19 protein-coding genes are annotated in these 19,744 nt (G+C 71.8%); 5 read left to right on the forward strand and 14 right to left on the reverse strand.

Annotation, left to right across the window (positions count from 1 at the left end; translation table 11 throughout):
* The first annotated feature begins 155 nt into the window (after window positions 1-155).
* Together BM424_RS24975 and BM424_RS24980 are read left to right on the forward strand one after the other, a co-directional pair.
* Complete coding sequence (locus BM424_RS24975; protein ID WP_093422750.1) at window positions 156-1,649, forward strand: long-chain-fatty-acid--CoA ligase; 1,494 nt, start codon at window positions 156-158, stop codon at window positions 1,647-1,649.
* 76 nt (window positions 1,650-1,725) lie between these two features.
* Complete coding sequence (locus tag BM424_RS24980; RefSeq protein WP_093422753.1) at window positions 1,726-2,730, forward strand: LacI family DNA-binding transcriptional regulator; 1,005 nt, start codon at window positions 1,726-1,728, stop codon at window positions 2,728-2,730.
* On the opposite strand, the gene BM424_RS28570 is transcribed toward BM424_RS24980, so the two are convergent.
* From BM424_RS28570 to BM424_RS29610, 9 genes are all read right to left on the reverse strand, one after another.
* Window positions 2,721-3,020 carry a hypothetical protein gene (locus tag BM424_RS28570; RefSeq protein WP_139274154.1) on the reverse strand — a complete coding sequence of 100 codons (300 nt, stop codon included), beginning with the start codon at window positions 3,018-3,020 and terminating at the stop codon, window positions 2,721-2,723. The genes BM424_RS24980 and BM424_RS28570 overlap by 10 nt on opposite strands.
* 331 nt (window positions 3,021-3,351) lie before the next feature.
* Window positions 3,352-3,966 carry an alpha/beta hydrolase gene (locus BM424_RS24985; RefSeq protein ID WP_093422825.1) on the reverse strand — a complete coding sequence of 205 codons (615 nt, stop codon included), beginning with the start codon at window positions 3,964-3,966 and terminating at the stop codon, window positions 3,352-3,354.
* Between the two features lie 96 nt (window positions 3,967-4,062).
* Window positions 4,063-5,019, reverse strand: a complete 957-nt coding sequence (locus BM424_RS24990) for an alpha/beta fold hydrolase (RefSeq protein WP_093422755.1) — start codon at window positions 5,017-5,019, stop codon at window positions 4,063-4,065.
* Between the two features lie 13 nt (window positions 5,020-5,032).
* On the reverse strand, window positions 5,033-5,986 hold the full coding sequence (locus BM424_RS24995) for a VOC family protein (protein ID WP_093422758.1): 954 nt from the start codon (window positions 5,984-5,986) through the stop codon (window positions 5,033-5,035).
* A 101-nt stretch (window positions 5,987-6,087) separates the two neighbouring features.
* Window positions 6,088-7,452, reverse strand: coding sequence for a sigma-70 family RNA polymerase sigma factor (locus tag BM424_RS25000; protein ID WP_093422760.1), 1,365 nt, complete (start codon window positions 7,450-7,452; stop codon window positions 6,088-6,090).
* Between the two features lie 231 nt (window positions 7,453-7,683).
* Window positions 7,684-8,322 carry a RiPP maturation radical SAM C-methyltransferase gene (locus tag BM424_RS25005; RefSeq protein WP_093422763.1) on the reverse strand — a complete coding sequence of 213 codons (639 nt, stop codon included), beginning with the start codon at window positions 8,320-8,322 and terminating at the stop codon, window positions 7,684-7,686.
* A gap of 139 nt (window positions 8,323-8,461) precedes the next feature.
* Window positions 8,462-9,598: an endo-1,4-beta-xylanase gene (locus BM424_RS25010; RefSeq protein WP_093422765.1), complete on the reverse strand. Its 1,137-nt coding sequence runs from the start codon at window positions 9,596-9,598 to the stop codon at window positions 8,462-8,464.
* Between the two features lie 218 nt (window positions 9,599-9,816).
* Window positions 9,817-10,287 carry a potassium channel family protein gene (locus BM424_RS29605; protein WP_245776112.1) on the reverse strand — a complete coding sequence of 157 codons (471 nt, stop codon included), beginning with the start codon at window positions 10,285-10,287 and terminating at the stop codon, window positions 9,817-9,819.
* Window positions 10,275-10,610 (reverse strand): hypothetical protein, encoded by a 336-nt coding sequence (locus BM424_RS29610; RefSeq protein WP_245776113.1) that lies wholly within the window; start codon window positions 10,608-10,610, stop codon window positions 10,275-10,277. The genes BM424_RS29605 and BM424_RS29610 overlap by 13 nt, the downstream gene beginning before the upstream one ends.
* A gap of 227 nt (window positions 10,611-10,837) precedes the next feature.
* On the opposite strand from BM424_RS29610, the gene BM424_RS25020 reads away from it, so the two are divergent.
* Together BM424_RS25020 and BM424_RS25025 are read left to right on the forward strand one after the other, a co-directional pair.
* Complete coding sequence (locus tag BM424_RS25020) at window positions 10,838-12,064, forward strand: MFS transporter (RefSeq protein ID WP_093422768.1); 1,227 nt, start codon at window positions 10,838-10,840, stop codon at window positions 12,062-12,064.
* A 338-nt stretch (window positions 12,065-12,402) separates the two neighbouring features.
* A complete protein-coding gene (locus BM424_RS25025) occupies window positions 12,403-12,927 on the forward strand; it encodes an NADPH-dependent FMN reductase (protein ID WP_093422770.1) in 525 nt (174 codons plus the stop codon).
* A gap of 108 nt (window positions 12,928-13,035) precedes the next feature.
* On the opposite strand, the gene xylB is transcribed toward BM424_RS25025, so the two are convergent.
* The 3 genes from xylB to BM424_RS25040 form a co-directional block, all read right to left on the reverse strand.
* A complete protein-coding gene (gene xylB / locus BM424_RS25030; RefSeq protein ID WP_093422773.1) occupies window positions 13,036-14,460 on the reverse strand; it encodes a xylulokinase in 1,425 nt (474 codons plus the stop codon).
* 94 nt (window positions 14,461-14,554) lie between these two features.
* Window positions 14,555-15,712: a xylose isomerase gene (gene xylA / locus BM424_RS25035; protein WP_093422775.1), complete on the reverse strand. Its 1,158-nt coding sequence runs from the start codon at window positions 15,710-15,712 to the stop codon at window positions 14,555-14,557.
* Between the two features lie 69 nt (window positions 15,713-15,781).
* Window positions 15,782-17,044: an ROK family transcriptional regulator gene (locus tag BM424_RS25040; protein ID WP_217649828.1), complete on the reverse strand. Its 1,263-nt coding sequence runs from the start codon at window positions 17,042-17,044 to the stop codon at window positions 15,782-15,784.
* A 423-nt stretch (window positions 17,045-17,467) separates the two neighbouring features.
* Here BM424_RS25040 and BM424_RS25045 point away from each other — a divergent pair, with 423 nt between their 5' ends.
* Window positions 17,468-18,322, forward strand: coding sequence for a VOC family protein (locus BM424_RS25045; protein ID WP_093422778.1), 855 nt, complete (start codon window positions 17,468-17,470; stop codon window positions 18,320-18,322).
* Window positions 18,323-18,332: 10 nt separating this feature from the next.
* Here the strand turns inward: BM424_RS25045 and BM424_RS25050 are convergent, their stop codons facing one another.
* Together BM424_RS25050 and BM424_RS25055 are read right to left on the reverse strand one after the other, a co-directional pair.
* Window positions 18,333-19,223 (reverse strand): oxidoreductase, encoded by an 891-nt coding sequence (locus BM424_RS25050; protein WP_217649829.1) that lies wholly within the window; start codon window positions 19,221-19,223, stop codon window positions 18,333-18,335.
* A gap of 226 nt (window positions 19,224-19,449) precedes the next feature.
* A partial coding sequence (locus BM424_RS25055) for a transposase (protein ID WP_139274155.1) occupies window positions 19,450-19,744 on the reverse strand: 295 nt, incomplete at its 5' end.

A 19,744-nucleotide genomic window follows, 5' to 3' on the forward strand; every position in this document is an offset into this window, starting at 1 on the left:
TCGTGCAGGTCGGGGCTTTGCTGACAGGAACCGGCACTACGTGTTACCGAAATGTACACCCAAACGATTGCCAGGTGGCTGCGGAGCATGGACGATCTGCCTGGGATCGGTGATCCCGCCTGCTCCGACCACCTCAACGACGACGGGAACGGAACATGACGAACCTGGCAGCGAACTTGGTCGCCTCCGCGCAGCGGCACGGCGACCGGCCCGCGGTCCGTCTCGACGAGCACGTGCTCAGCTACGCCCAACTCCACGCCTCGGCCGCCGCCGTGGCCGGTGACCTGCGGGAACGCGGCATCTCACCGGGTGACCGCGTCGGTCTGGTGCTGCCCAACGTGCCCGCGTTCCCGATCCTGTTCTACGGCGCGCTGCTGGCCGGTGCGACGGTCGTGCCGATGAACCCGCTGCTCAAGGCCCGCGAGGTCGAGTACTACCTGCGGGACTCGCAGATGTCGCTGGTCTACGGCTGGGACGGCGGCGGTGACGCGGTGCCCGACGCCGCGGCCGAGGTCGGCATCCCCGGCATCGTCGTCGGGGCCCTGGGGCCGAACGAGCTGGGCGGCACGCCGATCACCGAGCCGGCCGAGCGCGCCGACTCCGACACCGCCGTGCTGCTCTACACCTCCGGCACCACCGGCAAGCCCAAGGGCGCCGAGCTGACCCACCACAACCTCGCCTCCAACGCCTCGATGGCCGTGGAGACGCTGTTCGAGCTCACCCCCGACGACGTGGTGATGGGCTGCCTGCCGCTGTTCCACGTCTTCGGCCTGACCTGCGCCCTGAACACCTCGGTGCTGGTCGGCGCGTGCCTGACGCTGCTGCCGCGGTTCGACCCGGCCAAGGCGCTGCAGATCGTGCCGCGCGACAAGGTCACCATCTTCGAAGGCGTGCCCACCATGTACGCCGCGATGCTCAACCACCCCGACGCGGCCAGCGCCGACATGAGCTCGCTGCGCACCTGCGCCACCGGCGGATCGGCGATGCCGGTGGAGGTGCTGCGCGGCTTCGAGGCCAAGTTCGACTGCCACGTCCTGGAGGGCTACGGCCTGTCCGAGACCTCGCCGGTCGCCTCGTTCAACCAGCCCGGCTACGAGCGCAAGCCCGGCTCGATCGGCCTGCCGGTGCGCGGCTGCGAGATGAAGGTCGTGGACTTCGACGGCAACGAGCTCGGCATCGACGAGCCCGGCGAGATCGTCATCCGCGGCGAGAACGTGATGAAGGGCTACTGGGGCCGGCCCGAGGCCACCGCCGAAGCCATCCAGGACGGCTGGTTCCACACCGGCGACATCGCCACCAAGGACGCCGACGGCTACTACTTCATCGTCGACCGCAAGAAGGACCTGATCATCCGCGGCGGCTACAACGTCTACCCGCGGGAGGTCGAGGAGGTGCTCTACGAGCACCCGGCCGTGGCCGAGGCCGCGGTCATCGGCGTCAAGCACGCCGACCTCGGCGAGGAGATCGGCGCCGCCGTCTCCCTCAAGCCCGGCCAGGACGCCACCGAGGACGAGCTGCGCGAGTTCGTCAAGGCCCGCATCGCGGCCTACAAGTACCCGCGCGAGATCTGGCTGGTCCCCGAGCTGCCCAAGGGCCCCACCGGCAAGATCCTCCGCCGCGAGGTCAAGGAGATGCCGCGCGAGGCGTGAGCGGGTGGGCCCGGCTGCGCGCCGGGCCCACCACCTCGGACTAGGCTCGCGATGGTTCGGTGAGTGAGGTTCGAGGATGGTCGGAATCAAGGACGTCGCGCGCGCGGCGGGAGTCTCCATCGGCACGGTGTCCAATGTGGTCAACCGGCCGCAGCTGGTGTCGGAGGAGACGCGGCGGCGCGTGCAGGCCGCGATCGACGAGCTCGGCTACGTGCGCGACGAGTCGGCGCGGCAGCTGCGGGCGGGCCGCAGCCGCATCATGGCGCTGCTGGTGCTCGACCTCGCCAACCCGTTCTTCGTCGACATCGCCCGCGGCGCCGAGCAGGCCGCGCACGAGGCAGGGCTCAACGTGATCACCTGCAACAGCGGGCAGCGCGTCGACCTGGAGTCCTCGTACCTGTCGATGCTGGCCGAGCAGCGGGTGCGCGGCGTGCTGCTGTCACCCGTGGACACCACCGGCGAACGGCTGCGCTCGTTCGCGCGCAACGGCATCCCCTACGTCTTCGTCGACCGCACCGTGCCGGAGGTGCAGGGCAGCTCGGTGGCCGTCGACGACGTCGCCGGGGGAGCGCTGGCGGCCCGCCACCTCGTCGAGACCGGGCACCGCGAGATCGCGATGGTCAACGGCCCGACGCTGCTGGCCCAGTGCCGCGACCGCGAAGCGGGCACCCGCTCGGTGCTGCAGGACACCGACGCGCACCTGACCGTCCTGGACGCGCCCGCGCTGGACGTGGCCTCGGGCCGGGACGCCGGCGCCCGCCTGTTGGGCCTGAGCCCCCGGCCCACGGCGGTGTTCTGCGCCAACGACCTGCTTGCCCTCGGGCTGCTGCAGGCGATGGTCGCCGCGGGCGTGCGGGTGCCGGACGAGATCGCCATCGTCGGTTACGACGACATCGAGTTCGCCGGGGCCGCGGCCGTGCCGCTGACCTCGGTGCGCCAGCCCGCGCGCCGGATCGGGCGCACGGCGGCGGAGCTGCTCATCGACGAGACCTCCGGGGAGGCGCCGGTGCAGCACCGGCGCCTCGTGTTCCAGCCGGAACTCGTCGTCCGCGACTCAACGCGGGCGATTCCTCAGAAGTAGCCGATCCACATCGCGCCGACGGTCAGGAACGTCGCGATCGAGAGTGTCGCCGTGATCACTTCGGCGTGTCGTGCGGTCATCGTGGGTCCTTGGGTGCTCTCAGGTTCTGGGGGCGGCGCGGCCGGGGTGACCGGCAGCGGCCTGCGGATCGGCGAGGTGCCGGGACGGGCCGGGAGCGGGCGTCCCACCCAGGGCCGGGTGGCGGTCGGGCGCGCGTTGTGCCTGCCGCGGGCGTGCTGCCTGCGCGTGCTGCCGCGTCGCGCCTTCCGTTGGATCTGTGCCGTGCTCAAAACCAGCGTCCCCCTCGCTCGCGTCTTCCTGCGCCGCGCCCGCGGATGGACGCCTCCACCCGCCTGCGACGGCAGCAGCGGTGCCGTCCGTTCGGTCGGCATCGAACCGGTGCGCCTCTCCCCGCGCACCGCGCTGCTGCGTCCAATGTGTCATCGGGGGATGGAGAAGTTAAGCGTCCCTGTCCGGCGCGTCCGGAATTCGAGGGATTGCACCCGTTCGGCCGCCGGGTGATCACGGGCGGTGATCACGGTGGTGAGCTGCGCGAACGGTTCGGGGCGGGTGCCGCGGCACCCGCCCCGAACCGGCGGTGGTGGACGTCTCGTCCGGAGATCAGCTGTTCAGCAGCCGGGTGGCCGCCTCGCAGGCCTCGTCGGTGATGATGTGCTCGGTGCCCGGGTCGATCCGCAGGTCGACCTCGGCGCCGGCTGCGCGCAGTGACGCAGCGGTCTCCTCGACCCGGTGCCGCGGCACCCACGGGTCCTCGCTGATGCTGCGCAGCACCACCGGCACCCCGGCCAGCGGCTCGTCCACCGGGTCGGCGATGAGCTCGGGCCCGATGAAGCCGCCGGTGAACACGATCAGCCCCGCGTAGCGGCGCGGCGCAACGGTCAGCGCGCAGTGCGAGATCAGGCAGGCGCCCTGCGAGAAGCCCCACAGCACCACCCGCTCCGGCCCGAACCCGGCCCCGGCCAGCTCGTCGAGGCACTGCCCGAGGGTGCGCAGCGAGTTCTCCAGCGCGGGCTGGTTGTCCTCCAGCGGCTGCAGGAACCCGCCCGGGTACCAGGCGTTGCCCGGGGCCTCGGGCGCGAAGAACCGCGCCGGTGCCGCGCCGAAGCGGCCCGCGACCTCGCGCATCGAGCCCGGATCACCGCCGCGCCCGTGCACCGCCAGCACCGCGACACGCGCGTCCTCGCGCGAGGCGCCCCATTCCAGCATCGGCGACATGCGCTCGATCACTCCTGTTCGACGAGGTCCAAGAACTCCCGGCATTGTGCCGCAGTTGCGCGGCACGGCCGGACCGGAGGGCGCGTGCCTCTCTTCTCAGCTCTTCTCGAAGGCCATCAGCCAGTCGATGACCGGTCGCACGGTCTCGTCGGAGTTGGCCTCGTAGATCAGCCCGTGCCCGTTGCCGGTGACGCCGCGGTCGGGCAGGTGCAGCCGCTCGGCGTCGGCTCCGGCGCCGCGCAGGAAGTCCACCACCCGCGGGGCGAAATCGGCGAACGCCGAGGCGCCTCCGGTGATCACCGCCACGGGTGTTCCGGTCAACCCGGGAATCTCGCGCCCCTCGACCTCCCCGGGCCCGCTCGCCGGGGGTTCGGTGGTGATCTCGGCGGCGGTCAGGCCCCAGGTGAGCGCGCCCATGCCGGGGAACTCGCCGAACGGCGGGCCCATCGGTTCCACCGCCGCGATCGCGGTCACCAGGCCGGGCCTCCGGTTGGCGGTCAGCCAGCCGACCGGGCCGCCCGCCGAGTGCGTCACCAGCACGGCCGGGCCGGTCCTGTCGAGCAGCCGGGCGAGCCGGTCGGCGTCCATCCGCTGCGACTCGGCGAGATCGGCGGGCATCGCGCCCATCGGCGCCACCACCTGGTCGAGGTCGCCGGACCACCGGGTGTGCCCGGGATGGTCCGGGCGGAACAGCGCCTCGGCGGCCTCGTAGGGGAACTGCGCGCCCATCGGCCCGATGACCTCCGGGTGGTACGGGGAACGCCCGTGCCCGCACCGGTCCACGACGTAGACCGCGAAACCGGCCTGCACCAGCCGGGTCGCCCAGCCCGGGCGCCCGTCGGGCGTGCCGGTCCAGTCGGTGCCCTGCCCGCCACCGCCGTGCACCAGCACCAGCGGCACCGGGTGCGCGCCGTCGGCGGGCGCCTCCCACTGCACGAACATCGGTCCGCGCTGGGCGGTTCCGGCCGCGGTGGCCACGCGTTCGCCGGGGATCCAGAACTGGCCCCGGCGGATCGTCAGCGCGTCGCCGGGGTCCAGATGTGGTGCCGTCATCCGATCCTTCCCGTCAGATCTCGATGTGCTCGAGGCGGCTGAAGATCTCCTCCCGCCGGTGCTCGAACTGCTCGGGCAGCTGGAACCGGGTGCCCAGCTCGTGCGGTGATTCGTCGCAGGTGAAGCCGCCGTCGGCGTGGGTGACGGCGAGCTCGAACAGCGCGCCGCCGGGGGTGCGGACGTAGACGCTCTTGAAGTACTTGCGGTCCTTGAGCTCGGAGATGTCGGTGTAGCCGTTGCCCTCGATCGCGAACTTCACCGCGTCCTGGTTGTCCAGGGTGTCGGCGTTCCAGGCGAAGTGGTGGAACGTGCCCGCCCCGTAGCGCCAGGTGCCCTGCTCGTCGGTGCGGTTGACGGTGAGCTCGAGGTGGTTGCCGTGCTTGGCGTTGCCGATCTGCAGCGCCGCCACGTCGCCCTCCTCGGCGAGCTGGCCCTGGGAGAAGAAGACCTCGTCGGCGAACTCCACCATCCGGTCCGGCGTCGCCACGTGCAGACCCACCCCGTGGATGCCGTGGATCGCGTGCTCCTGCGGCACCCCGTAGCCGGTGTGGCCCACCCGGGGGTCGTCGGCGTTGCCGACGAAGACGTACTCGATGCCCGACGGGTGGTGGAACAGCAAGCGCCGCCGGCCGAACCGCTCCAGGTCGGTGACCTCGATGCCGTGCTCGGTGAGCCGCTGGTGCCAGTAGTTCAGCGACTCGTGCGGCACCGACAGCAGCACCTCCCGCGCCTGGTTCGTGCCGCGCTTGCCGAAGAATCCCGCCTGCGCCCAGGGGAACGTGGTCACCACGCTGGACGGGTCGCCGGCGGCGTTGGAGTAGTACAGGTGGTAGATCGGCAGGGCTCCGTCGAACAGCACCGTGCGCTTGATGAAGCGCATCCCCAGCACCTTGACGTGGAAATCGACGTCCTCCTGGGCGTGTCCCACCGACAGCGTCACGTGGTGGGAGCCTTCGAGGTAAGTCACGGACAACCTCCTCGCTCGACTTGCGCGCGCATGATCGGCGCCACGCTACAAGCGCGCACGAGAAGCCCTCCACCGACAAATGTCCCGCTCGCGCAGGGAAGTCAGCGCTCCAGGATCGGCCTGCCGAGCAGGTCGAGGGCCCCGGTGATCGGGTCGATGCCCAGCAGGCGGTCCGACGGCCCCAGCCGCACCTCCGCACCCGCGTCGACGCCGTTCCGGTCGACGACCAGGTGCGGGTCGGCGTCCACGCCGACGCCGAGCAGGTCGACCCCGGTGTGCACGGTGCCGTCGGCGACGGGTGCGGCCGGGGGCAGCGGCAGCGGGATCGGCAGCAGCGGCGCCTCGCCGTCCTCGGCGGGAGGCGCGGGCGGAGCGGGAGCGGGCCCGCCCGGGGCGGCACCGCCGGGTGCGGCCGGAGCCGGTGCGGGCGCGGCCGGGGGAGCGGGCGGTGACGGCGGCGACTGCGGGGAGGCGGGCTGCTGCGGTGCCGGCGCGGCCACCGGCGGGATCTCGCCGTCGTTGGAGGTCAGGGCGAGCGCGACCCCGGCCAGCACCGCGGCGAGCGCGGCACCCGACAGCGCCGCGCGGCGCGGACCGCCGACGGCGTTGATCGCCCCGCCGATCGCCCCGCCGCCGAGGACGCCGCCGGCGCCGACCGCGGCGAGGTAGCCGGTGGCGGTGGCGCCGCCGCCCAGCACCAGCGGTGCCACGAACACCCGCAGCGCGCCGTTGACCTCGGCGAGCTCGGCGGCCAGCGCCCGGCACCGGTCGCAGTCGTCGAGATGTGCTTCGACCTGGGCGGTTTCGCGCTTGGACAGACCGCCGCGGGTCCAGGCGCCGAGCCGCTCGACGCTGGCCCGGCACTGCTCCTGCTCGGCGTCGAGCTTGCTCAGGTGCACCTGCAGGAACGCCTGCTTGAGCCCTTCCCGCGCGCGGTAGGCCAGCGCGGACACGCCGTTGGGCGTCATGCCCAGCAGCGGTGCGACCTTCGCCGGGGACTCGCCCTCGATCTCGACGTGCCAGAGCACCATCTGCCAGCGCTCGGGGAGCCTGGCGAACGCCGCCGCGATCAGCGACCGGTCCTCGCCCTCGACCGCGGTGTCGCGGAACGGTTGCGAGACGTCGATGTTGGGCACGGTCTCCAGGTCGTCGGCGTACTGGAGCCGCTGCTGCTTGCGGGTGCGATCGTAGGCCGCGTGCCGGACCGCGGTGAGCACGTAGGCGCGGAACGCCGAGGTGGGGCCGCGCTGGTCGCGCAGCAGGTCGAGGACCTTCGCGAACGCCTCGGAGACCACGTCGTCGGCCTCGGCGGAGGACTTGGTGACCTGCCGGGCCATCGCGTACGCGGCGGCCACGTGCCGCTCGTAGAGGACCCCGTAGGCGCCCGTGTCGCCGTCGCGCACCGCTTCGATGAGCTCGCTGTCCCCGCGCTCCTGAGAACCCGCTTCCGTGGGCAACGCCGCCATACAGTCCCCCCCGCTCACTTCCCGGTGCCACCCGATTCCGGCACGGGAAATTGCTACCGCGACCGTGACAACGATGGTTGTCATGGTCCGGTTTCGTTGTGCCTTCGTGACCGCGCGTTGCTTCGTTCGAACGGCGCGCGACACCCTCCGACGGGTGATGACGATAGGCGGAACACCTCACGGCGCGAGCACTCGGTGATCACGATCGAGGCGGGGGTCACCCCGTCCGGGTCAGGTGGTGCTTGGCAGCACGTGCACCCAGTTACCGGCGTCGGTGAACACCAGGCCGCATTCGCGCAGGTCCGACAGCCGCGCGTGCACCTGCGGCCCGAAGCGCGCCGACAGCACCGCCAGCGGGCACGGCGCCTCCAGGTAGCGCAGCAGTTCCGCGCCCGGGCCCGCGAAGACGTACTCGTGCCTGCCGAAGCGCGGGCGATCGTCGAGCACCACCAGCGCGTCCCCGTCGGCGAAGACCTCCAGCGTTCCGGCCGGGTGCTCGCGGCGCCACGTCGCGACCCCGGCCAGCAGCGCCGTCTCGGTCTCGGCGGAGATGCCGTCGCCGCTGCGCTCGGCACCCGACATCGGCGGCAGGTGGTGCAGCGCGGGGAACTGCGCGAGCACCCGGGAGTAGGCCCGGTCGGTCTCACCGGGGAACCCGTAGCGGTAGCGCCACTCCACCGACAGCCCGAGGGTCCGCGCGTCGCGCAGCATCCGGACGTTCCCGCAGCCCTCGGCGGCGCTGCCCGCCAGCCGCAGCACCCGCGTGCTCAGGTTGTCGATGCCGGGGCGCAACCGGTGAAAACCCGTGTCGCGCAACCGTGACAGGCGCTCGAAGGACACCTCGGTTCTGGCCTCGGTCTGCGACCGCATCGGTCCCGCAACACCTTTCACGCTCAGGCGTGGTGGGGCGGCCCGATGCCGCCCCGCTCGCGCGCTCGTGGTCCGGACGCCGCCGGACCCGCAGTCCGGTTCACCGTGCCAGGTTCCGCCGACCGAAACCAGACGAGGTTCACCCGGACGTCGTCATCCCTTCGTTCTCGGCTTTCCCGCTTTTCGGCCCCGCTTCGGACAGGGTGCGCAGCAGCGCGTCGTAGGCGGGCTTGGGGGTGAAGTCGTCCCAGTAGATCGTCGCCGCGCCCTGGTTCGGGAAGGTGCCCGGAACCCAGGAGTACTTGTCCGGCAGTCCCCACACGGTGAACGAGTGGCAGGTGGTGACGTCCAGGCAGGACCGCAGCGCGCGGGCGTAGTAGTCGGCCTGCTCGGCCAGCTGCTGCTCGGTCGGTGCGCCGCCGTCCGGCAGGGTCATCCGCACGTCCAGCTCGGTGATCGAGGTCTCCAGGCCGAGGTCGGCGAAGCGCTGCAGGTTCGGGGTGAGGTCGGCGGGGAAGCCGTCGTCGAGGTTGAGGTGTGCTTGCGCCGAGAAGCCCTGCACCGGGACGCCTTGGGCGAGCAGCTCCTGGATCAGCGCGTAGTAGGCGTCGCTCTTGGCGTTGTCGCTCTCCACGCCGTAGTCGTTGAAGAACAGCTTCGCCTGCGGGTCGGCCTCGTGGGCCCAGCGGAAGGCGTCGGCGATGATGCCCGGGCCGAGCTCGCGGATCCAGATGTTGTCGGTGGTGCGCAGGTTCCCGTTCTCGTCGAAGATCTCGTTGGCCACGTCCCACTGCTGGATCTTGCCCGCGTAGCGGCCGACGACGGTGCTGATGTGGTCGTGCAGGATCTCGCGCAGCTCCTCGGGCGAGAAGTCGCCGTTCTCCAGCCAGTCCGGGTTCTGGCTGTGCCACAGCAGGGTGTGCCCGCGCATCACCTGGCCGTGCTGGTGGGCGAAGTCCACGATGGAGTCGGCGACGCCGAAGTTGTAGGTGTCGCGCGCGGGGTGGATGTACTCCCACTTCATCTGGTTCTCGGGCGACAGCGAGCTGAACTCGCGGCCTAGGACGTCGCGGTAGGGCTGGTCCGAGCTGAACGGGTCGGGGTAGGGCGCCTCGTCGTGGTGGCCGCCGCCGGCGACGGCCGAACCGATGACCAGCCCGTCGGGCGCGGCGTCGCGCAGCGTCTCGGCCTGCGACGGCGCGGGTGCGGCCTGGGCGTAGGCGGGCAGCAGCATGAGCGCCGCTGCGGCGGCGGGGACGAGGCGAATGGGCTTCATCGCGGGCTCCCGTGTTCGTCGACGTTGGCCGAACAGTTTCCGAAACATTTCTGTACTCTCGCGATTTCGAAGATTAGAGTTGCGTCGTTCGAAACGTCAAGAATCGCAACTTTCGGAATGCGCGGCGGCAACGCGGTGCAGGAGCGGAAAACTCCCGGGCACGGATGCCCGGGAGGCGTGGTGGAGCTTCGTTTGCAGAAATGTTTCGGGCCGGGGTGTCAGCGGGAGTCGCGGGAGGCGACCTCGGCGCGCAGCGCGGTGATCTCCTCCCGCAGCGCGACGATCTCCGCGCGCAGCTGATCGCTCTCGGCGTCGAGCCTGCGGGTGGCGTCCGCGCTGGCGCTCATCGACTGCTCCAGACCGCCGAAGCGGTCGACGAACCAGGACGCGATGCTGCCGGTGACCACACCGAGCAGCGCGATCCCGGCGATCATCAGCCCGGCCGCGATGAGCTTGCCCTGCCCGGTCACCGGGTAGTAGTCGCCGTATCCGACGGTGGTCACCGTCGTCATGGTCCACCACAGCGCGTCGCCGAAGGTGGTGATCTCGGCGCCCGGCGCGGTGCGCTCGACCTCCAGCACGGCCAGCGCCGCCGAGGTGCCGAGCAGCACCACGGCGCCGGACACGTACAGCACGACCTGGCCGCGCACACGCGCCTGCACCCGCCGGTTGAGCGTCAGCAGCACCACGACCAGCGCAGCACCCGCAACTGCCGCAGCAGCGGCAGGAGCAGCACCAGCAGGTCGAAGACGTTGTGCAGCACGAAGCGCACCCGGCGGCGGGCCAGCGCCAGGCGCACGAGGTAATCCGCGGCGAAGGCGGCCCAGACCGCCCACATGATTCCGTCGAGGCGCGCGTGCGTCACCGGGCTCATGCCGGTGTCGAGCACCATCCAGGCGTACAGGCCCAGGAACAGCACCGACAGGGCCACCATCGGCCACTCGGTTCGCCGCTCCCACCAGCGCAGACGCGACTCATCGACCTCGGTTGCGGCCTCGTGCGTGGTGTACATGGCCCGACATCATGCCCCTTCCGGTCGCGCCACGAGCACCGAAGGAGACATCCGGTACACCCGTTTCGCCAGGATCGCTGCGCGGGGTGACCGGCGATGACCCTCGGCGACGGCCGGGTATCGACCTCGCAGCGGGTTCCGCTGATCGGAAACCGAAGCTGGTCGGGCCGGGGGAGCCGGATCGCATGATGCCGTGCACAACACGGACGGCGAAGGGGTGACCTGGGATGACAACGGCGTCAGGACGGTCCGGCGGCGAGCCGGGACCGGCGATCGACCGGCGGGCATCGGCCCGCGGCGTCGCCGCGCTGTGCTGGTCGGCGGTGGCGCTGGAGGGCTACGACCTGGTGGTGCTCGGCGTCGTGCTGCCCAAGCTGCTGCGCGACCCCGGCTGGCAGCTCACCCCCGCGACCGCCTCGCTGATCTCCTCGGTCGGCCTGGTCGGCGTGATGATCGGCGCGCTGTGCGTGGGGCCGCTGACCGACCGCTTCGGCCGCCGCAAGCTCATGATCGCCACCGTGACGCTGTTCTCGGTGCTGACCCTGGCGTGCGCGCTGGTCACCGGCCCGCTGTTGTTCGGGCTCCTGCGGTTCCTGGCCGGGCTCGGGCTGGGCGGCGTGCTCCCGGTGGCGATCGCGCTGGTCAACGAGTCGTCGCGGGCCCGCGGCGGCAGCGCGACGACCACGCTGATGACCGGCTACCACGTCGGCGCGGTGGTCACCTCGCTGCTGGGGATCCTGGTGATCCCGCTGCTGACCTGGCGCGCCATGTTCGTCATCGGCGCGATCCCGGCGATCGCCCTGGTGCCGCTGCTGGCCCGCTACCTGCCGGAATCGCTGCCGGTCAGCGCCGAGGAGAAGGAGGCGCGCAACCCGGTGGCGACCCTGTTCCGCGGCGGCTACCTGCGGTCTTCGCTGGCGTTCTGGGTGACCTCGTTCATGGGGCTGCTGCTGGTCTACGGGCTCAACACCTGGCTGCCGGAGATCATGCGCGAGGCCGGGTACGAGCTCGGGGCCGCGCTGGCGCTGCTGCTGACGCTCAACGTCGGCGCCGTGCTGGGACTGCTGCTGGCCGGCCGCGTCTCCGACCGGATCGGGGTGCGCACCTGCACGCTGATCTGGTTCACCGCCGCGGCGGTGTTCCTGGCGCTGCTCAGCGTGCCGCTGCCCGGGTTCGGCGTGTACGTCAGCGTGCTGCTGGCGGGCGTGTTCGTCTTCAGCACCCAGGTGCTGGTCTACGCCTACGTCAGCCACCACTACCCGGCCGTGGGCCGGGCGACCGCGCTCGGCGCCTCCAGCGGAGTCGGCCGCCTCGGCGCCATCTGCGGCCCGCTGCTCGGCGGTGCTCTGCTCAGCGCGGGGTTGGCCTACCCGTGGGGCTTCTACGCCTTCGCCGCGGTCGCGGTGATCGGCCTGGTGGCGGTGACGTTCGTGTCGAAGCGGCAACCCGCCTGAGGCGTTCCGGGCCGGGGTGCCGACGCGCCCCGGCCCGGCATGTGGGATGCGCGCGGCGCGGCATTGCAGACGCGCCCGGAAGGCAGAAGGATGACCGGTATGACGCTCCTGGCCGGTCTCGTGGTGCGGTGCCACATCGACCTGTTGCGCGTGTGCAGCGCGATCTGTTGATCCGCGGCTGACCCCGGTACGCCTCGCGCTACCGGAATCTCCCCTTCTCCCACCGGTTTTCGACCGGTTCTCGCGCGCGCCGCGCATCCCGCTTCTTCAGGAGTTCCGCATGAAGTCGTGCCCCGGCACGCCCGCGTTCCGCCCGCAGCGGCCCGAGGAGGGCCGACGTGGTTGAGTTCGCCGTGATCACCGGACACCTCAACCGCCGCTCGCGTCCCGGCGCGATCGCCCGAGCCCTCGCCGGTGAGTTGCGCGCCGCCGGTGCCGGGGTCGCCGAGATCGCCGTCGGCGAGCTGCCGCACTCGGCGCTGATGACCGGGGACCACCGGAACCCGGACGTGCGTCGCAGCCGGCGGCGGCTGGCCGAGGCGAGCGCGATCGCCGTGGTGACGCCCCGCTACGAGCCGCACGGCAGCGCACCGCTGCGCTGCTGGCTCGACATGCTCCCGCCCGGTGCGCTGACCGGCACACCGGTGCTGCCGATCGGTCTCGGCACGATGCGCAGCCACGCCATCGGGCTCGGCGGCGGCCTCGGAGACGGGCACGTCCTGCCCGCCACCTTCCTCTACGACCGGTGGTTCACCGAGAACCCCGACCGGACCTGGACACCGAACCCCCGCGCCCGCGACCTCCTCCACCAGGCGGCCCGCGCCCTGCACGCCGCCACCCACCCCGAACCCCTCGCAGCCTGACCCGGGGTCAAAAACCGCAGGATTCGCCCGGTCAAAAACCGCAGTTTTCGACCGGGCGAATACCGCAGGATTTGACCGGGCGAAAACTGCGGTATTCGCCCTGCGGGGTCAGATTCCGTGGACCTGGTGGCGGGCTGCGGCGTAGGCGGCTCGGACCGCCGTGCCGCTGGTGTCGTCGCCGACGGGGTGGCTGGTGCCGGCGACCGGCCAGTCCGGCGGGGTGTCGGCACCGGAGTGGGCCCAGGCCGCCTGCTTGGCGGCGCCGAGGGCCACGTACTCGGCGGGATCCGGGATGTGCACGTCGACGCCGAACAGGCCCGGGGCGATCGCCTGCACCGCTTCCGAGCGGGCCGCCCCGCCGATGAGCAGGACGCGGCGGACCTCGGCGCCGGTGTCGCGGAGGGCGTCGATGGCGTCGGCCATGCCGCACAGCATCCCCTCGACGGCCGCGCGGGCCAGGTTCTGCGGCGTCATGTTCGCGCCGGTCAGGCCGGTCAGCGTGCCGGTGGCGTCCGGGAGGTTGGGCGTGCGCTCGCCCTCCAGGTACGGCAGCAGGCTCAGCCCGCCCGAGCCCGGCTCGGCCTGCAGCGCCAGCCGCGACAGGCCCTCCAGGTCGGTGCCGAGCACCTGCGCGGTCGAGCTCAGCACCCGCGCGGCGTTGAGCGTGCACACCAGCGGCAGGTAGCGGCCGGTCGCGTCGCAGAAGCCCGCGACGATGCCGGTCTCGTCGGCGCTGGGCTGCTCGGCCGGGACGAACACCGCGCCGGAGGTGCCCAGCGAGACCACCACGTCACCGGGCTGCAGCCCGAGCCCGAGCGCGGCGGCCATGTTGTCGCCGGTGCCCACGCCGATCGTCGCGCCCTCGATGCCCGGCAGCGTCGCGACCGCGGCCTTGGCGTTGGGGGCCAGCAGTTCCGGCAGCTTCGGGGTCCGCCCGCCCATCGCCTCGGCGAGCATCTCCGGCAGCCACTCGCCGGTGGTGGGGGAGTAGTAGCCGGTTCCGGAGGCGTCGCCGTGGTCGGTCCAGGTCCGCTCCGGGCGCCCGGCGAGCTGCCAGCCGACCCAGTCGTGCGGCAGCAGGACCTGCGCGACCCGGTCGGCGTTGGCCGGTTCGTTCTGGGCGAGCCAGGCGAGCTTGGTGATGGTGAAGCTGGCGACCGGCACCAGACCGGTGCGCGAGGCCAGCTCCTTCGCGCCGTGGCGCTCGGTGAGCTCGGCGGCCTGCGGCGCCGAGCGGGTGTCGTTCCACAGCAGGGCGTCGCGGACGACCTCGCCGCGCTCGTCGAGCGCGACCATGCCGTGCTGCTGACCGCCGACCGACACCGCCTCGATCCGGCCGGGCGCCTGCGCGACGGCCTCGCCGATCGCGGACTGCGCCGCCTCCCACCAGGCCGCCGGGTTCACCTCGGTGCCGTCGGGGTGCGAGGCCTTGGCCTCGGCGACGACCTCGCCGCTGTCGGCGTCGACGACCAGCGCCTTGGTGGACTGGGTCGACGAGTCGATGCCTAGCACCAGCATTGCGTCATCCTTCATGCTCGCGCGGCCCGGGAGGCGGTGAAGCCTCCCGGGCCGGGGTGGTTTCTCACGGACGATTGTGCGCGATCAACCGGCGATCACGCGATCATGCTCACTTGACGCCGAGCAGGTGGTCCATCGCCAGCTGGTCCAGCTTCTCGAAGGCCATGCCGCGCTCCGCGGCGGCGTCGACGTCGAGCTCCTCGGCCAGCAGGTCCGAGACCTTCTCGCCGGCACCCAGCGTCGGGGTCGACAGCTCGCTGACGCGGGAGGCCTCCAGCGCCTCCTTCACCCGCGGGTCCGCGCGGAAGGACGCCGCGCGCTCCTTGAGGATCAGGTAGTTGCGCATGCAGCCGGCCGCCGAGGCCCAGACGCCGTCGTAGTCCTCGGTGCGCGGCGGCTTGAAGTCGAAGTGCCGCGGGCCCTCGTAGCCGCCGTTCTCCAGCAGGTCGACCAGGAAGAACGCGTTGCGCACGTCGCCGGCGCCGAAGCGCAGGTCCTGGTCGTACTTGATGCCGTTCTGGCCGTTGAGGTCGATGTGGAACAGCTTGCCCGCCCACAGCGCCTGCGCGATGCCGTGCGCGAAGTTCAGCCCGGCCATCTGCTCGTGCCCGACCTCGGGGTTCACGCCGACGATGTCGCCGTGCTCGAGCTCGTTGATGAACGCCAGCGCGTGGCCGACGGTCGGCAGCAGGATGTCGCCGCGGGGCTCGTTCGGCTTGGGCTCCAGCGCCAGCTTCAGGTCGTAGCCGCGCTCCTTGATGAAGGCCGCGACGGTGTCGACGGCCTCGCGGTAGCGGTCCAGCGCCGCGCGCACGTCCTTGGCGGCACCGGACTCGGCGCCCTCGCGGCCGCCCCAGGCCACGAACGTCTTGGCGCCCAGCTCCGCGGCCAGCTCCACGTTGCGCAGCACCTTGCGCAGCGCGAAGCGGCGCACGTCGCGGTCGTTGGCGGTGAAACCGCCGTCCTTGAACACCGGGTGGGCGAACAGGTTGGTCGTCACCATCGGCACGGCGAGACCGGTCTCGTCCAGCGCGCCGCGGAAACGGGACACGATGGCCGAGCGCTCCGAGGCGGTGGAGCCGAACGGCACCAGGTCGTCGTCGTGGAAGGTGATGCCGTAGGCGCCCAGGTCGGACAGGCGGTGCACGGCCTCGACCGGGTCCAGCGGGCTGCGGGTGGCCTCGCCGAACGGGTCGCGGCCGAGCCAGCCCACCGTCCAGAGGCCGAACGAGAACTTGTCCTCGCGCTTCGGGGTGAAGTCCGTCATGGCTTCAGTCACTCCTCACTTCGTTGTGCACTGCGTGCTCCACCGGCACCCGGAGGTGCCGAAAGTCCTTCACTCAGCGGCTTTCTCGGCTGCGGGGATGCGCAGCGGGTCGCTGAAGATCTCCTCGATGACGATGCTGCTGGCTCCGCGCACCGCGGCGGAGAAGCCGAAGGTGGACGCGGTGATCCGGCAGACCGCCGCGTCCCCGGCCACGGCGCGCTCCCGCAGTTCCCGCATCGCGGCGGGCACCAGGTAGGGCGCGACGGTGCCGAGGTAGCCACCGAGCACGACGACCTCGGGGTTGAGCAGGTTCACCAGCATCGAGACACCGATGCCCAGCCACCGGCCGATCTCGTCGAAGCCCGCCATGGCCTCCGGCCCGCCGTCCTCGGCGCGCTGCCGCAGCGCGTGCGCCTGGTCCTGCGGATCGGCCTCGCGGTCGGCGGCCAGGTCGGGTGCCGCGGCGCGCAGCACCGCGGGCAGGCCGATCTTGGTCTCCAGGCAGCCGCGCCGCCCGCAGCCGCAGGTCTGCCCGTCGAGGTCGACGGGGATGTGCCCGATCTCGCCGGTGAACCCGCCGGAACCGCGCAGCAGCCGGCCCCCGGTGATCAGGCCGGCACCGACGCCGACCTCCCCGGTCAGGTAGACCAGGTCGGCCGCCGGGTTCGGCATGGCGTGCAGTTCGGCGAGGGCGGAGAGGTTGGCCTCGTTGTCCACCACGATCGGCACGTCGCTGCCGAGCCGTTCGCGCAGCGCCTCGGCGATCGGGGTGGAGCGCCACTCGAGGTTGGGCGCGTAGCGGACCCGCCCGGTCTCGGCGTCGACCAGGCCCGGCACCGCGACCGCGATCCCTGCCAGGTACGACGAGGCGCTGCCCGCGAGTTCGGCGACGGCGTCGCGGGCCAGCCCGGCGAGCCGGTCGAGGGTGACCTCGGGGTCGGCGTGGATGGCGTCGAAACCGAGGCGGCGCTCGACGATGACGCGCCCGGCGAGGTCGGTGCCGCGCGCGGCCAGGTACTGGGAGTTGATCTCCAGTCCGAGCGCGGTGATGCCGCCGCCGTCGAGTTCCAGGGCCCGGCCGGGGCGGCCGACGGCGCCGTCGCGGCGCAGCCCGGTCTCGCGGATGAGGCCGCGGTCGATGAGCTCGGCGGCGAGGCTGGAGACGGTGGCCTTGGTGAGCCCGCTGCGGGTGGCGATGTCGGCGCGGGAGACGACCTCACCGCGACGCACCTCGTCGAGCACGCGAGCCAGGTTGGCCCGCCGCACCGAGGTCTGGTCGACGCCGGACGTCCCGCCCAGCCGCACGACCTCGCCGTTCCCACGTTCGGCCACGAACACCTCCCAATAAGTATGGGCATCAAACTAATGCGGAGCCGCCGATGAGGCAAGGGTCGTGCGAAAATCGACGTTCTCCCTGGTCACGTGTGGCGGCGATCACTGAACTGCGGGTGGGTTAGTTGAGGAGCTGAACGAAAGCGGGTGTGATCGCTGAATCCGGTGAGATCGCCGGACGGTCCCCGACAGCGGAGCCCCGGGTGGGCCGAACGGCGTAGCCTCGCGGCTGCCCGTCTCGCCCCCGCCCCCTCGGCGAGGCGGGCACCCCGCCCCCTTCATGCCGGGACAGGAATCGGACAGCTCAGGTTCGTGTCCCCGACATTCCGTTGCTCTCCTGGTGAACCCGGTGGCAGCATCATGCGTCACGCATGATCAGCGGACCGCCGCGCGCGGCGTCCGGACGACCTCGCCGGAGGGGCGATGACCGCGAACCATTCCGCCGACCCGAGCGCGGCCACCGCCGCGATCCGGCACGTCGAGATCGGGTGCCGGAACCTGGACCGCTCCCGCGAGTTCTACTCCGAGCTGCTCGGATTCGGCGAGATCGCGGTGGAATCCGGCATCAGCTGGCTGGACGCGGGCCCCGCCCGGATCAAGCTGGTCGAGGTCGGCCAGGGCGACCTCGGCGGCTGGGAAGCCGACGACCTGCAGTGCGGGATGCGGCACGTCGGCATGAAGGTCGGCGACGTCGACGCCCAGGCCGCCCGGCTGCGCGAGGCGGGCGTCGAGTTCACCGCGCACCCCAAGGACGCCCACGGCGGGGTCCGCATCTGCTTCTTCACCGACCCCGACGGCACCCTGCTGGAGTTCGTCGAAGGCGCCGTCCAGCACGACGAGATCTTCTCGCACGAACTCGCCGCCGAAGACCTCGCCGCGCACCAGAACCGGCCGCGCGAGGCCGGTCCGGTCTTCGACCACGTCGCGGTCACCGCCCCGGACCTGCAGGAAGCCCTCGACTTCTACGTGCGCACCCTCGGCGCCCGGGTCATCGGCAAGCTCGTGCGCACCGACGACCCGCGCGGGTTCGTCATCACCAACGTGCGCGTCGGCGACGTCGTGCTGGAGCTGTTCACCTTCCGCAGCGAGACCCGGCCCAGCACCTGGTCGGCCGGGCAGGCCCGGCACGGCCTGCGCTCCCTCGGGCTCGGCGTGGCCGAACCCCGCGGCGCCGTGGGCGCCATGACCGCCGCCGGCGCGGGCGCCGTGCTGCGGCCGGGCACCGAACCGCTGCTCATCGACCCGCACGGGGTGCCGCTGACCATCACCGCCCGCTGACGGACGCGTTTCAGGACTTCCCGGTGAGCGGGAAGCCGACGCCGGTCAGGTGCTCCGACAGCGTCCAAAGCCGTTGCGCCGCTTCGGTATCGCTGGCGGCCTTGCTGCGCCCGACCAGGGTCGGCGAGCCCCGCAGCTCCAGCGGCCCGTCCGGACCGACGAAGCTGGCGCCCGGCAGGTCCTGGGTCGCGGCGTAGAGCGTGGGCAGCGCACCGGCTTTCGCCGACTGGGCCACCACGAGGTTGCCGAGCGCCATGAACCGGCGCGCCAGCGTGTTGCCCGCGTGGCTCTGCAGGTTGGTCGCCGAGTATCCCGGGTGCGCGGCCGTGGAGCGCACCGGCGATCCCGCGTCGGTGAGCCGGCGCTGGAGTTCCAGCGTGAACAGCAGGTTCGCCAGCTTCGACTGTCCGTAGGCCTTCCGCGGATCGTAGGCGCCGGTGAAGTTCGGGTCCTCCCAGCGGATTCCGCTCACCGACCGGTGCAGTCCCGACGACACCGTGACCACGCGGTCGGTGACCTGCGGCAGCAGCAGGTTCGTCAGCGCGAAGTGCCCGAGGTGGTTGGTGCCGAACTGGATCTCGAAGCCGTCCTTGGTGACGCCCTCCGGCGGGAACATCACCCCGGCGTTGTTGATGAGCAGCGCGATCTCCCCGTCGAAACCCTCGGCGAACTCCCGCACCGAGGCGAGGTCGCCGAGATCGAGCCTGCGCACCTCCGCCGATCCCGGGACGCTGCCGGCCGCCCGCTCGCCCTTGGCCATGTCGCGCACCGCGAGCACGACGTGCGCCCCCGCGCGCCCGAGCGCCTGCGCGGTCTCCAGCCCGAGGCCGCTGTTCGCTCCGGTGATGACGGCCGTCTTGCCCACCAGGTCGGGTAGCTGGTCGCTGCTCCATCGCGTCATGGGCACCATCGTGCCATCGATGCCGGGACGTGCCGATGACCACGACCGCGCGGCGGCCGTGGTCATCGACGTTCCCCCCTTCAGCAGGACATGATCAGCAGGGATCGACTGCTCTCGCGTCGAGCGGAGTGGCGTCACCTATTGCTTCCCGTGGTGCCGACCGGTACTTCTCGATCCACGGGCCGTTCGGATTGTTCGGGTCAGGTCCTGAGAGCCTGTTCCTGAACTAGCGAGTGAGGCGCTTGCTGATGGTGTGGATCATGGCCCAGCGGACCATGGCTTCGTGGTGTTCGGGGCGGCGTTCGTAGTCGCGCACGCAGCGGCGGTGCTGGTTGATCCAGGCCAGAGTGCGTTCCACGACCCATCGACGTGGCAGGGCGACGAACCCGACCTGACCTGCGAGTTTCGAGACGATTTCGATGCTGATCCCGAACAACGATCTGGTCCAGTCGATGAGCGTGCCGGTGTAGCCGGAATCGGCCCAGACCAATCGGATGGTCGGGCACAGATAGCGCAGGCGA

The organism is Saccharopolyspora flava (assembly GCF_900116135.1).
In the GTDB taxonomy this organism is placed as follows: domain Bacteria; phylum Actinomycetota; class Actinomycetes; order Mycobacteriales; family Pseudonocardiaceae; genus Saccharopolyspora; species Saccharopolyspora flava.